Genomic DNA, 12,260 nt, shown 5'->3' with positions numbered 1-12,260 from the left:
ATCCAGATGCGTGCCTTGAAGATCGCGGCGACCGGCATGAGCGCCCAGCAATTGCGTGTGGAGACCATCTCCAACAACCTCGCCAATATGAACACCACCGCCTACAACGCGCGGCGGGCCGAATTTGCAGACCTGCATTACCAGCAGATCTCCCGTGCGGGCACGGTGAACGCGTCCGATGGCACCGTTTTGCCCACCGGCGTGCAAGTGGGTCTTGGCGTCCGGCCGGCAGCGGTCTCGGTGCATCTGTCGCAGGGGGCCCTGCAACAGACCAATAACGACCTGGATCTTGCAATTGACGGCAAAGGCTATCTAGAGGTGACACTGCCATCCGGCCAATCTGCCTATACCCGTGACGGTGCGCTGAAACGGTCCGCTGAGGGCTTGATTGTGACCTCGGACGGGTTCCCAGTCTCACCGGAAATCACCGTTCCTGACGACGCCGTCAGCATTTCGATCAATGCCGAAGGCGAGGTTTACGGGTATTTCGACGAGACATCGGCAGGTCAGCTGCTTGGGCAGTTTACTCTGGCCGGCTTTACCAACCCGAAAGGGCTGGAAGCGATCGGCAGCAACCTGTTCACGGAAACTGAGGCTTCGGGTGCAGCAACTGTATCAACAGCCGGTGAGGACGGGCTTGGTACCCTGCGCCAAGGCTATCTGGAGGCTAGCTCGGTCGATGCGGTCCGCGAAGTGACTGAACTGATCGAAGCGCAGCGCGGCTATGAAATGAACGCCAAGGTCATATCGGCCGTCGACCAGATGATGGGTGCGACGACACAGGTGCGCTGATGAAACTTGTCCTCGCCTGCCTTGCTGCCCTTGCACTTTCCGCCCCGCCTTCCTGGGCGGAATATCTGACCCCGTTGCGTACCATACGCGCAAAGCAGATCGTCAACGCAGAAGACCTTGCCTTCAAGAAAGGCGAAATCCTCGGCGCGCTGACGGATCCGTCAGAAGTGATCGGCCAGGAGGCGCGCGTCGCCCTTTATGCCGGACGGCCGCTGAGGGCAGGCGATATCGGCCCGCCAGCCATCATAGAACGCAATGACCTAGTCACGATTATTTTCCGCCAGGGCGGGCTGACCATCGCTGCCGAAGGCCGCTCGCTTGGCCGCGGGGCAGCCGGCGAAGCAATCCGCGTAATGAATCTCTCTTCCCGCACCACGGTCACCGGCCGGATCGCGGAAGACGGCTCCGTTGAGGTAAACTGATGAAAACGAAATACTCTCCCGTCAAACCGCTGCTGTTCGGCCTGGCCATGCTCGGCGCTTGCGGCCGTATGGATCATTTAGGCAAACCGCCTTCCTTCACCCCTGCCAATGAAACGCCTGAGCATGTCGCGATGCTGTACCAAGGGCTGCCATCCCAAACCCAGACACGGCGCACGGTCGACGGCTCTTCGCTATGGAGCGGGTCGCAGCAATCTCTGCTGGGCGACCGTCGTGCCATGAAGCGCGGCGACATCATGACCGTGGTGATCGAAATTGACGAGGAAGCGGAAATTTCCAACGATACCCAGCGGTCGCGCTCCGGATCGGAAAGCTTGAACATGCCGCATCTGCTGGGCCTGCCGCAACGCCTGGACCGGAAGCTGCCCGAAGGGGCCACGTCGGCAGATGCTGTCGAGCTCGGCAGCTCCAGCGCATCCGGCGGCAAGGGCTCGGTCAAGCGGAGCGAAAAGCTGGAGCTGCGCATTGCGGCAACGGTTGTCGATGTCCTGCCCAACGGGGTGCTGGCGATCAGCGGCACCCAGGAACTACGGGTGAATTTCGAACTGCGTGAGCTTCTGGTGACCGGATACGTCCGGCCCGAGGACATCAGCCGGCAGAATGAAATCACCTATGACAAGATCGCTCAGGCCCGGGTTTCCTATGGCGGCCGAGGCCAGATCACGGACGTTCAGCAGCCGCGCTACGGCCAGCAGCTGCTGGATGTCGTCCTGCCGTTCTGAGGATTGCCATGCTGTCTAAACTCCTTCCTGTAATCCTGCTGATCATCGGCACAGGCGGCGGTATTGGCGCCGGCATCATGCTGGCGCCCCCGCCCGAAGAAGAACCTGCTGCGCAAGAAGACGCGGCCAAACCCGCTGAAGAACCGGCCGAAGAAGCCGCGGAAGAAAGTGAAGAAAACCAGCGGGAATACATCAAGATCGCAAACCAGTTTGTGGTTCCGGTCGTTGAGCGCGACGAGCTGACCTCTTTGGTTGTGGTTTCCCTCAGCCTTGAAGCCAAGAAAGGCACAACAGAAAAAGTGCATATGCTGGAGCCCAAGCTGCGCGATGTCTTTCTGCAGGTATTGTTTGACCATGCCAATATGGGCGGATTCCGGGGCGCGTTTACCCGCTCGGACGTTCTGGATCCGCTACGCACTGCTCTGCGCGAGGCCGCGCAAAAATATGTTGGCAAAGGTGTTTATGACGTCCTGATCATGGAGATTTCACGGCAAGACGTCTGAACTGCCCGCTGCCATTCCGGCAATACAGCAAAGGCCGGTCCAAAAGGGCCGGCCTTTGCTTGTTCAAAGTTGCTTGCGGGCTTCAGCCTTCCAGAAGCCTGTTCATCATCGCCTTTGCCTGTTCAGCCTTGTGCCGCTTGCGTTCAGCTTCGGCCATGGTTTCAACCGCGTGCTTGCGCCCGAAGGCCTTGCGCAGCTGATCCATCATACGCAGTTTCTGGGCCGTCGCCTTGGCAAGCTCCTGGTTGAGCTCACGGCGAGTGCGCGTGTGCCAGCCCTGCCAAAGGAGATCCGCACCCAACGCTTTCATCGTATGGTCGCCATTGGCCTGCTCCCGCGCGGCTTGAACCTGAACGTTCAGCTTGGCCAATTGTCCGCGCAGCTGCGCTTCCCGCGCCAGCGCTGGCTGTATCTTGGCATGTTCCTGCATGTATTGGGCAGCTGTTACCGCCGCCATTTGGTCCAGCATTTTCTGCTTCATGTGATTCTTCCTTTGGCACGCTGGCGCATTTCCTCGGCAAACCGGATGGCCGCCGCTACCGGAGCGTAATGCTCTTCCAGAATTTCATCTCCAATTTCCACCGCTGCATGCAGGGCGCGCGCTGTTGGCGGATCGCTGTGAATCGGAACCCCGTTTTCATTGGCCACACGCCGGATAGCAGCCGCGATCTCATCAACCCCTTTGGCCACACAAACCGGAGCCGTACCGGGTTCACGGCTCCATTCCAGCGCAACTGCGTAGTGTGTCGGGTTGACGATTATAACGTCGGCCTTGGGCACATCGGCAAGCATCTGCCCCATGGCAATCTGCTGGCCGCGCTGACGGCGCTGGCCCTTCATATGGGGGTCGCCTTCGGCCTCTTTCATCTCATCCTGGATTTCCTTGCGCGACATCATGTTTTTGCGGTGGTGTTCGGCATGCTGAAAAGCTGCATCCACAACACCGATGGCCAGGGCAATGATCAGCGCCAGAAACAGGAATTCCATTGCCAGCTGGGCCAGCATCATGACGACAGTCTGCGGGCCAGTCCCGGAGGACGCAATCATTTCCGGCAGCCGGTAGTTCAGGTAAACGCTCAGACACACCGAGTAGAGCAAAAGCTTCACAAAGCTCTTGAGGAACTCAAACAGCCCTGCCCGTCCGAACTTGTTCTTGGCCCCTTGGACCGGAGAAATGCGCGACAGCTTAGGCTCCAGTTTGCTGGGAGCAAAGACCAAGGCCCGCTGACCGACGATGGACAGCAGCACAAGTGCAAAGGGTACCAGAAACCAAGGCAGCACAGGGCGGAATGCACTGCCGATAAACCCGCCGACAGGCGCCGCTGACGGCCCCTCGAAAAACAGGGGAGCCAGCCGGTCCGGCTGATCCAGGAATGACATCAGCGCGGTCCCGATCCCCTCAACACTGCTGCTGCCAGCGGCATAAAAGGCGACCAGCAGACCAAGGTAGGCTGCTGCTACCGACAGATCCGTTGACTTGGCAACTTCACCTTTTTCACGGGCTTTACGAAGCTTCTGTTCTGTTGGCTCAAATGACTTGTCTGCGTCGTCGTCCTGGCCGCTCATGGCATTCCGCCCCCCGGATCGGCAATGAAGCTCATTAGGGCGCGCACCCAGACATTCAGGATCATTGGGCTGCCGACCATCAGTATAAACAGCCCAAAGAAGGTGATAACCGGAGCACCGACCATAGCCACCATCAGCTGAGGCATTGCACGGTTGATCACCCCAAGCGCCAGATTATAAATCACCGCGGTCACGACAAAGGGCGCTGCTAGAGTGAATGCCAGGGAAAAACTTTGCGATACCCGGTACACGCCCCATTCGGTCAAAGCCGGCGCCGCAGGAAACTGGCCCGCAGGAAACATCTGATAAGAACTGATCAGCAGTTCCGCCACACGGATGTGCAGACCCATCATGACCGCCAGCGTCACACCTGAAATCATTAGGACAGCGCCAAGCGCCGGCATCGGCTCTGCACCGATCCCGCCTAAAATCTGCGATAGAGAAGTGCTCTGTGCCGCGATTGTGCCTGCAGTTTGCAAGGCCAGCACAAAGATCCTGATCCCGATACCCAAGGCAAGGCCAATGATTGCCTCAGTTACGGCAAAGCGGGCGTACTGCAGAACGCTGTCCGGCTCAGGAAAGGCAGGCAGAGCTGGCGCTACCACCAGAGTGAAAGCCGCCGCGACCGCAAGCTTCACCCTAGCCGGGACATATAGTTCTCCGACAGCTGGCAAAACAGACACCATGGCGGCCACTCTTAGGAACACGATCGCCGCGTGCCAAAACCCTGCCCCCAACAGCAAAACCAGCTCAGGCGGCAGAAAATTCAGGTTCATGCCTGCACCATTCCAACCAGCGCCGGCCGTGCCTCCAGGCCAATTTCCTCAAACGACAGGACCGGATTGGTGACGCCGCGGGACTTCAGAATAGTCTTCAGGTAGCGCCGCCGGCGGGTAGAGGTCACAACAGCCGCAAAAACACCCTGGTCCGTAATAGCGGACAGCTTCTCTGTCAGCCCGTCAGCAAGCCGGTTGAACAAATCCGGCGGCAGGGCGATATCCAGCCCCGCACCCTGAGCATCAACCTGGTAGGTCGAAAACTTGTCTTCCCATTCCGGCGCCAGCTGGATCAGCGGAATCGTACCGTCATCGCGTTTCATCTCTGCCACCAGCTGGAACCCTAAGCGCTGGCGCACATGTTCGCAGATCAGCTCCGGCTGATTGGTGTGAAGCCGTGCCTCAGCGATGGATTCAAGTATCAGCGGCATGTTGCGGATTGACACCCGTTCCTCCAGCAAGAGGCGAAGAACCGCGTGCAAGGTATCCATTGGAACCTTTTCAGGCACCAGCGCATCCAGCAGCTTGCGGTTTGCCTCAGCCCGGAAACCATCGGACAATTGCGTCATCTCATCCAGCAGGCGGCGCAGCGATTTCAAAGTCAGCAGGCGGGCAAAGTTCTGTTTGATGATCTCCAGCAGATGGGTTGCCAGGATTTCCGGCGGTGAAACCACGGTGGCCCCTGACAAGGCAGCCTGTTCTTGCGACTTGGCGGATATCCAGCGGGCAGGCGCACCATAAACCGGTTCCGTTACATCTGTGCCCGGTGGCAGCGCGTCATGATTTTCCGGCATAAGCGCCAGTACCATATCAGGGTGCAGAGTGCCGCGTACCTGTTCAACACCCTGGACCTTGATCACATAGGTGCCGCGCTCCAGTTCATGCTGGTCGGTCAGACGGATTTCCGGCAGGATCAAACCAAAGGTCGTGGCGATATGCGACCGCATATTCGCAATCCGCGCGTCCAGGCCGGTTCCGGCATCCAGCACCATGCTGACCAGATCCGGTGCGAACTCCAAGTGCAGATCGTCCAAGTCGAGAATATCGCCAAGCGGCCGTGAGGCCGAAGGGTCCTTCGCCTCTTCGATCTTCTCCTCGATCTCAGCCTCTTCATCATCCATCTTTTTCTTGGACATCCGGAATGCCGCGTAACCCAGCACCCCGCCTCCAATCACAAAGGGCAGGAAAGGCAGGCCCGGCACCAACGCAAAAAGCACCATCAGCACAGCCACTGTGGTCAGGGCAGCGGGATGGCGCCCAAATTGGTCAAACAGAGCCGTATCTGTTGCACCCGTGGCACCACCGCGGGCCAAAAGCAGAGCAGCGGCTATGGAGATAATGACGGACGGAATTTGGGAAACAAGACCATCACCGACTGTCAGGATGGCATAAGTTTCAAACGCGCTGCCAACCGGCATGCCATGAACCAGAACCCCCATGATCAGGCCCATCACCAGGTTCAGCAGCGTGATCAAAAGACCTGCAATCGCATCGCCTTTGACGAATTTAGACGCACCGTCCAGCGAACCGAAGAATGTGGTTTCCTGCTGTTCGCGTTCACGGCGTTCCTTTGCCGTCTGGTGATCAATGGCCCCTGCTGACATATCCGCGTCGATCGCCAGCTGTTTGCCAGGCATACCGTCAAGCGCAAAACGTGCGCCGACTTCAGCCATCCGGGCAGCGCCTTTGGTTATGACCATAAAATTGACGATCAGCAGGACGCCAAACACCACAAGACCCAGGAAAACACTCCCGCCCATAACAAACTGGGCAAACCCTTCGATCACATTTCCTGCCGCATCCGTCCCGGAATGGCCTTGGCCGATAATCAGTTTGGTTGAGGACACGTTCAGCGAAAGACGCAGCATGAGGGAGGCCAGGAGAACCGTCGGAAAGGACGAAAAATCCAGCGGCCGCTCAATAAACAGCGTTATGGTAAAAATCAGGATCGCCAATGCGAATGAGGCCGCCAGACCGACATCCAAAACCCAGGCCGGCATCGGCAGAATCATCATGACAATGATCGCCATCAAGGCAAGCGCAAGGAGAACGGTCGGACTGAAGAGTTGTTCCGTTGTCAGCTTAGGCACAGTTCCGGCCCCGCATTTCTGTTTTGAGGAAAGAGTTGCAGGCAAAGGTCATTGCCGGAATCGGCTCTGGGAGCCTCCCACGGCCCAAACCCGGCACAGCCAGGAGCTGGATCACTGCACTAATCTGCTGAAGTGCTGATCCCGTCTCAGCACTGAGTTCTGCGTTTCTCACGCAGTGGCCATGCCTGTACAGGCAACGCATTGAAAAATTTTCCGGCATTCTGCCCGTTCCAAATCAGGATTCACCCGTTAGTCACGTTACCGGCGGCCGGTTGACAAAGTGTTATCAGCGTCACGCAAATGCCGCCCTGCTCAGCAGGGCGGCATTTATTCACATAGGCTGTGGTGTTTATTAATTCTCTGCGGAAGCTTCCAAATTAGTTCCCACTCTACCCAGCAAATCCGAAATACCGCCGCGTGTGCCCTGGCTGCTTTCGACCAGCGCGCGTGCGTGAGCCAAGGGTGTCAAACCCTCCGGATCTTGCGCTGTTTCACCGATTTGCGTTGTAACAGAGGCAACCGCACCGAATTGTGCATCCCCATTCGTGCCAATCGCTTCAATCGCGTCCAGGTCCTCGGAGTGCCAGAACCCGCGCGCCGCGGCGTTTGTTTCGTCTTCTGCAAGAAGGTATTCGCCTGCGCGGGCATACTCGCCATTACGCCACAAAGCTTCGGCCCGCATCCGGTTTGCTTCAGAGCCCTCGAGCCCCATCAGCTCAACCAGCGCCCTGTGAGGCTTGTCCAGAACCAGCGCGGCTTCTGCCATCATCAAGCGGCGGATCTCATTCTCCGGCTCCAGCGCAAGCTTGGCCAGCAGGCTTTGAGCTTGTTCAGCAAATCCGAGGTCCAGCAGCCGGCGGGCAACCTCCTTGGCCACCGGCGCCGCCTCCGCAGCGCTGGCTTGCGCTGAAAAAACCAGTGCATACTGCAGAAAGGTCACATCATCTGCACGCTCCGAAAGAAGCAGCATCAGCGGCTCCAACGCGGTACTGCGCGCGTTGGGCCCGTCGCGTTTTGTCAATCTGTCGAGTTCCTGGAATGCCTCGTGGAATTGCCCCATGAGCGCGAGCGCGGCAACTTGGGCCCGGCGCAAGTCCGGCCCAAGCTCTGTATCCCTGTTTTCCAGCTCATACGACGCGATCAGATCAGGAACGTCCGGTGAAAGCGCTTTGCGTTCTTTCACACTCAGCGCAAGCAGATCAATCAGCGCGGCAGGGGCATTTCCAGTCCGCTCAGCAACTTCGCTGGTGAGCTCCTCGGCAACTTTTTCTGTGTCACCTTCCAGTTCGGCAATTGCCGCCTCGGCCAGATTGATCTCCGGGACGTCTTCAACCCCCGTGCGGTCGACGGCTCTCAGAATCGCTTCGGCGATATGGTTGTCACCTGCCTCAGCAAACATCTTACTAACGCGCGGCCCCAGATGCACCCGCAAGTGGGTCGGCAGCTTGGAAAATGCCTGCTGAATTGCATCCGTGTTAGCGCTTTTTTTGACCACTCCGTCTGCCAAAGCGCCCCACAAAGTACTGTAACCTTCGCAGCTTTGCTGCCCCGAGAAGGCATGATTTACCGGCAGAACCGTCCCGTCCAAAAGCAGCGCCATTGCCTCCAGCTGGGCAAAGGCGGGGTCGTTATGCTCATCGGGAGGAAGCATGGTCAGGATCGACCGGGCTTCAGCTCCAAACCCGAAAAAGAGATAGGTCCGCGCAAGAGACAAAACACTTGTTGGATTTACATCGTCAAATTCCCGGACCAAGGCGCTTCGCACTGGTGCCAGCTGGTCGGCAAAGGGGCTGTCATCCCCCCAGGCATGGATCGCTACTTGCTTGTCCTGAATGCAATGCGCGGCTTCTTTGTTCCCGTCTGCCAGCGTCGCCATCAACCCGGTTTCACGGTCGATAGCCGAGGTAACAGAAATGTGGTCCAGAGGATTCAAAGGCCTGTCAGACCGGCCGAGAGGATCCAGAGCACTGTTTTCAGCACCTGCAAGCCCATCTGCAGCGGCGCTAAGAAGACCTTGGTTTGCAGCCCGGCCGATTTGCTGAAGCAGCCGCTGCTCTGAATCCTTAACAACAGCCGCCCGTTCAGTTTCTTCCATGTTGAGCAACAGGCCGGCTTCCGGCAGCCGCGTGCCTGCTTCTTGCCCAAGTGATTCTGGCTCATCCCCAGGCGCACTGCCATCAAGCGGCAGCTCAACGTGAACAACTTCCTCCGGCTGATCTGCCGCGTCGCCGGGCACAGCGGGATCCGGCATTTCGAGCGCGTCCTGAGGCCTTATGGCTTGAGCCGGATCAGCTTGCCCGGCTGCAGCGGCAGCCAACTCAAGCGCCATCCGCGCATCTGCAGCCGCCGATTCGGAAAAACTGAACCTGTAGCCATTCTGAGAAGGCAGGGTCAGCGGAAGAATGCCGGTTGCCGCCGTGTTCCGCTCCGGCCGCGGGGGCAACCCGCCATCCCGGACATCAACCACCAGATAGCCGTTCTCCTGAACATAGGATGTCACCGTGCAATCACATCCCAGTTCAAGCCTCAGCGGCTGGCCCGGGCCGTTTTGCGCCACTGCTTTAAGACGGGTGCGCGGAATCAGATTGAAAACCCGCGACGTGTCAAAAACCGCTTCAGGGGCATCAATATTCACAGTCGCCGTCAAGCCGCTTTGTGTCAGAGACCAGTCCGCTCCATCTGGCAGGCGCATCACCAGCCGGGTAAAGCTGCCATGTTCCCCAGAGCGGGTCACAATCGTCTGCGCTTGGACTGCGCCTGCCGCCAAAACAACGGCCGCGGTGGCAAATGCTCGCCAGATCATGCTGCGTCCTGTTTCACCGATTTAAGGGCTTCTTCAAGCTCCGAGAAACCGGGACGGAAGTGAGAGGGCGTATTCTGGCGGCCGACCTCGATGCAGATCGCGGCCGCGTGGTTGTGCAGATTCGCAACCAGCACCTCACGGATCAGCTGGTAGAAATGCGCGTCTTCTTCGACCACAGTCTTCACCTTGCCGGCAAAGGGCGCCGCCAGACAGTAAGCTAGGAAGATACCTAGGAAGGTCCCCACAAGAGCGCCGCCGATCATCTTGCCAAGAACCTCTGGCGGCTGGTCGATTGATCCCATGGTCTTGATCACACCGAGAACCGCGGCAACGATCCCAAGCGCGGGAAGACCATCAGCCAGGGTCTGCAATGCATGGCTGCCGTGCATGGCATGGTGATGATTCGCCTCAATCCGCTTTTCAAGCACCTCTTCCACCTGATGCGGATCGTCATAGTTCATCGACGCCGAACGCATGGTGTCGCAGATCAGGTTCACTGCTTCTTTGTCTCCCAGGATCTTGGGATATTTGTTGAAAACAGAGGAATTTTCCGGATCCTCGATGTGCTGTTCAACTTCAACCGGGTTCGCGCGCGCAATCCGGATCAGTGCAAAAAGCAGACACAGCAAGTCACGGTAGTCATCCGGCTTCCACTTGGGGCCCTTGAACACCTTGCCGACATCCTTGAGCGTGTGCTTGATGCCGCCCATGTCGTTACTGATCAGGAAGGTGCCAACAGCAGCCCCGCCAATCATCATCATTTCAAATGGCAGTGCCTTGATAATGATCGCCAGTTTGCCGCCGGCCAGAAGGTAGCCGCCGAACACCATGGCAAAGATCACCACAATGCCTACAATCCCGATCATAGGTCCACTCCAGTTTCTATTGGTTTTAATAAGATTAGGCGAGTCGTCCTAAGGAAAGACTAAGCCGCCGCGCCCCAACTATTCCTTGGGCACGGAGCCGTTGCGCCCGGCCAAAACAACGCTGATGGTATACGCCGCCTCAGGACTTAGGCCTGCCATGATGCCCGCTGCCGCCTCGGGCTGCATCCGGGCCAGGAAACCGGCTGCAAACGCAGGATCCATCTCTTCAAACAAAGCTGAGGCCTCCTTGGGCTTCATCTGCTCGTAAACCGTCGTAAGGCGCGTCACATCTGCTTCGGTGGCGCCATCGGCCAACGCAAGAGTTGCCTTCAGGTTTTCCTCGGCCTGCTCCAGCGCTGCCAGTTTCTTGTCGATTGCCTGGTCAGCGATTTCCAGTGCCTTCATCCGGTCCTGAATCTCCGCTTCGCGGGCAGCCAGCGCCTGTTCTCTTTCCTGGAAGGCAGCCAGCATTGTCTGAAGCTCCGCCGACGTCGGCATCGATTCGCGCTGCGGCTCCCCCTTGTGATCCGCCTGTTCGCTGCCAGGTTTCTGCAAACTCGCCACCTCGCGCGCGATCGCCGGGCCTGCCTCCAGGCCAAGGCGCACCGCCGCAGAACCCATCAGCAGCACCGCAAGCATCATCAAGGTGCCGCCGCGCCTGAACCTCCGGTTTTTCTTTGCCGCTTTTGCCATCACGCCACCCGATTCTGGCTGCGGTTGTGGCGGACGAACATCAGGCCGGACGGTTTGGTTTCGTCCTGCTCCGCTGAGCCGGGCTGCGCGTCGGCCTCGTAAGCTGCGGCCATTGATTCATCTTCCGGATCTGCAGGCGCTGCGGCCCCGGCCTCCGGCATGTCATGCATGGACGCCATCATCAGCTCCAGCCGCTGTGCCACCGATTCGGCACGGCCGGTAAGCTGCTGCAACGCCTTGCTGGAGCCATCTGACACCTGCTGCGCCGCCTGCAGCGACTTGTTGAGATCATCTACTTGAGCAGACAGAACGGCAACCGCACCGCCCACGCCCTTTTCAAGGTCATTGAAGCGTTTCAGCCGGCGCGACAGCACCAGGCAATAGAATCCGGCGCCCAGCGCTCCGGCCGCAAGCAGGATATCAGCAATAATGTCCATCCTGTCCTCCTAGTTCAGTACGAAATCCATGATCAGCAGATCCCGCACCCGGCCCTGGCCGGTTGCAATATTGATCCGCCGCAGCATCTGCGCTCTCAGTTTCGGCAGAGCCATCGGATCGGTCAGATCCTCAAGCTCCAGTGCTCTCAGGTAGCTGTTCAGGACATCGATAACCCGCGGGAGGATTTTTTCGACCTCTGCCTGATGGGCAAGATCGACCTCAAGTTGCGCGCGGAACCGCAAATGCTTGATACCGCTGGCTTTGCGCAGGGTAATCACAATCGGGTCCATTTCGATAAAGGCAAGATTGGCGATATCCTCCGCCGTCTCACCATTGTCCACGCCTTCTGGCGCCGCTTCGGCCGCTGGCGCCGGTTCTGGCGCAGCTTTCTGACCAAAGGGAAGAAGGCCTGACTGAACGGCAAAGAATCCGCCGCCGCCGCCGGCCAGTGCCAGCACCACCCCAATGATCAGGGGCAGTTTGCTTTTCTTGGCCGGGGCTTCTGCTTCTGTATCTACTGCAGCGTCTGTCATGGCTATCCCTAAAACGTCGTGCTCCTCTTCATAACCTG

At 58.5% G+C, this 12,260-nt stretch carries 13 protein-coding genes; 4 read left to right on the top strand and 9 right to left on the bottom strand.

Annotation, left to right across the window (positions count from 1 at the left end; genetic code table 11):
- The first annotated feature begins 6 nt into the window (after positions 1-6).
- Genes flgG through ACXAHG_RS07480 form a run of 4 tightly spaced genes read left to right on the top strand, consistent with a single transcriptional unit; the run spans position 7 to position 2,457 of the window.
- Positions 7-792, top strand: coding sequence for a flagellar basal-body rod protein FlgG (gene flgG / locus ACXAHG_RS07495; RefSeq protein WP_475040220.1), 786 nt, complete (start codon positions 7-9; stop codon positions 790-792).
- A complete protein-coding gene (gene flgA / locus ACXAHG_RS07490; protein ID WP_475040219.1) occupies positions 792-1,214 on the top strand; it encodes a flagellar basal body P-ring formation chaperone FlgA in 423 nt (140 codons plus the stop codon). The genes flgG and flgA overlap by 1 nt, the downstream gene beginning before the upstream one ends.
- Positions 1,214-1,954: a flagellar basal body L-ring protein FlgH gene (flgH, locus tag ACXAHG_RS07485; RefSeq protein WP_475040218.1), complete on the top strand. Its 741-nt coding sequence runs from the start codon at positions 1,214-1,216 to the stop codon at positions 1,952-1,954. The genes flgA and flgH overlap by 1 nt, the downstream gene beginning before the upstream one ends.
- Before the next feature lie 8 nt (positions 1,955-1,962).
- A complete protein-coding gene (locus ACXAHG_RS07480; protein WP_475040217.1) occupies positions 1,963-2,457 on the top strand; it encodes a flagellar basal body-associated FliL family protein in 495 nt (164 codons plus the stop codon).
- Between the two features lie 82 nt (positions 2,458-2,539).
- On the opposite strand, the gene ACXAHG_RS07475 is transcribed toward ACXAHG_RS07480, so the two are convergent.
- From ACXAHG_RS07475 to ACXAHG_RS07435, 9 genes are all read right to left on the bottom strand, one after another.
- Positions 2,540-2,938: a hypothetical protein gene (locus ACXAHG_RS07475; protein WP_475040216.1), complete on the bottom strand. Its 399-nt coding sequence runs from the start codon at positions 2,936-2,938 to the stop codon at positions 2,540-2,542.
- The gene (gene flhB, locus ACXAHG_RS07470) at positions 2,935-4,023 is read right to left on the bottom strand and encodes a flagellar type III secretion system protein FlhB (protein ID WP_475056607.1); all 1,089 of its coding nucleotides are present in this window, start codon (positions 4,021-4,023) and stop codon (positions 2,935-2,937) included. The genes ACXAHG_RS07475 and flhB overlap by 4 nt, the downstream gene beginning before the upstream one ends.
- The gene (locus ACXAHG_RS07465; RefSeq protein ID WP_475056606.1) at positions 4,020-4,799 is read right to left on the bottom strand and encodes a flagellar biosynthetic protein FliR; all 780 of its coding nucleotides are present in this window, start codon (positions 4,797-4,799) and stop codon (positions 4,020-4,022) included. Before ACXAHG_RS07465 ends, flhB begins: the two co-directional genes overlap by 4 nt.
- Positions 4,796-6,889, bottom strand: a complete 2,094-nt coding sequence (gene flhA / locus ACXAHG_RS07460; protein ID WP_475040213.1) for a flagellar biosynthesis protein FlhA — start codon at positions 6,887-6,889, stop codon at positions 4,796-4,798. The genes ACXAHG_RS07465 and flhA overlap by 4 nt, the downstream gene beginning before the upstream one ends.
- 352 nt (positions 6,890-7,241) lie before the next feature.
- The gene (locus tag ACXAHG_RS07455) at positions 7,242-9,692 is read right to left on the bottom strand and encodes a hypothetical protein (protein ID WP_475056604.1); all 2,451 of its coding nucleotides are present in this window, start codon (positions 9,690-9,692) and stop codon (positions 7,242-7,244) included.
- Positions 9,689-10,558 carry a flagellar motor stator protein MotA gene (gene motA / locus ACXAHG_RS07450; protein WP_475040211.1) on the bottom strand — a complete coding sequence of 290 codons (870 nt, stop codon included), beginning with the start codon at positions 10,556-10,558 and terminating at the stop codon, positions 9,689-9,691. The genes ACXAHG_RS07455 and motA overlap by 4 nt, the downstream gene beginning before the upstream one ends.
- A gap of 78 nt (positions 10,559-10,636) precedes the next feature.
- Positions 10,637-11,251 carry a MotE family protein gene (locus ACXAHG_RS07445; protein ID WP_475040210.1) on the bottom strand — a complete coding sequence of 205 codons (615 nt, stop codon included), beginning with the start codon at positions 11,249-11,251 and terminating at the stop codon, positions 10,637-10,639.
- Complete coding sequence (locus ACXAHG_RS07440; protein WP_475040209.1) at positions 11,251-11,688, bottom strand: hypothetical protein; 438 nt, start codon at positions 11,686-11,688, stop codon at positions 11,251-11,253. The genes ACXAHG_RS07445 and ACXAHG_RS07440 overlap by 1 nt, the downstream gene beginning before the upstream one ends.
- A gap of 9 nt (positions 11,689-11,697) precedes the next feature.
- Positions 11,698-12,222, bottom strand: a complete 525-nt coding sequence (locus ACXAHG_RS07435) for a flagellar basal body-associated FliL family protein (protein ID WP_475040208.1) — start codon at positions 12,220-12,222, stop codon at positions 11,698-11,700.
- Between the last annotated feature and the right edge of the window lie 38 nt (positions 12,223-12,260).

The organism is Leisingera sp. ABD4_442 (genome assembly GCF_056160905.1).
This window is presented reverse-complemented; position numbering and strand designations above follow the sequence as displayed.

What these genes read in the sequence shown, in the direction of transcription:
- flgG (WP_475040220.1), top strand. Translation starts at nt 7, where the DNA reads ATGCGTGCCTTGAAGATCGCGGCGACCGGCATGAGCGCCCAGCAATTG.
- flgA (WP_475040219.1), top strand. Translation starts at nt 792, where the DNA reads ATGAAACTTGTCCTCGCCTGCCTTGCTGCCCTTGCACTTTCCGCCCCG.
- flgH (WP_475040218.1), top strand. Translation starts at nt 1,214, where the DNA reads ATGAAAACGAAATACTCTCCCGTCAAACCGCTGCTGTTCGGCCTGGCC.
- ACXAHG_RS07480 (WP_475040217.1), top strand. Translation starts at nt 1,963, where the DNA reads ATGCTGTCTAAACTCCTTCCTGTAATCCTGCTGATCATCGGCACAGGC.
- ACXAHG_RS07475 (WP_475040216.1), bottom strand. Translation starts at nt 2,938, where the DNA reads ATGAAGCAGAAAATGCTGGACCAAATGGCGGCGGTAACAGCTGCCCAA.
- flhB (WP_475056607.1), bottom strand. Translation starts at nt 4,023, where the DNA reads ATGAGCGGCCAGGACGACGACGCAGACAAGTCATTTGAGCCAACAGAA.
- ACXAHG_RS07465 (WP_475056606.1), bottom strand. Translation starts at nt 4,799, where the DNA reads ATGAACCTGAATTTTCTGCCGCCTGAGCTGGTTTTGCTGTTGGGGGCA.
- ACXAHG_RS07455 (WP_475056604.1), bottom strand. Translation starts at nt 9,692, where the DNA reads ATGATCTGGCGAGCATTTGCCACCGCGGCCGTTGTTTTGGCGGCAGGC.
- motA (WP_475040211.1), bottom strand. Translation starts at nt 10,558, where the DNA reads ATGATCGGGATTGTAGGCATTGTGGTGATCTTTGCCATGGTGTTCGGC.
- ACXAHG_RS07445 (WP_475040210.1), bottom strand. Translation starts at nt 11,251, where the DNA reads ATGGCAAAAGCGGCAAAGAAAAACCGGAGGTTCAGGCGCGGCGGCACC.
- ACXAHG_RS07440 (WP_475040209.1), bottom strand. Translation starts at nt 11,688, where the DNA reads ATGGACATTATTGCTGATATCCTGCTTGCGGCCGGAGCGCTGGGCGCC.
- ACXAHG_RS07435 (WP_475040208.1), bottom strand. Translation starts at nt 12,222, where the DNA reads ATGACAGACGCTGCAGTAGATACAGAAGCAGAAGCCCCGGCCAAGAAA.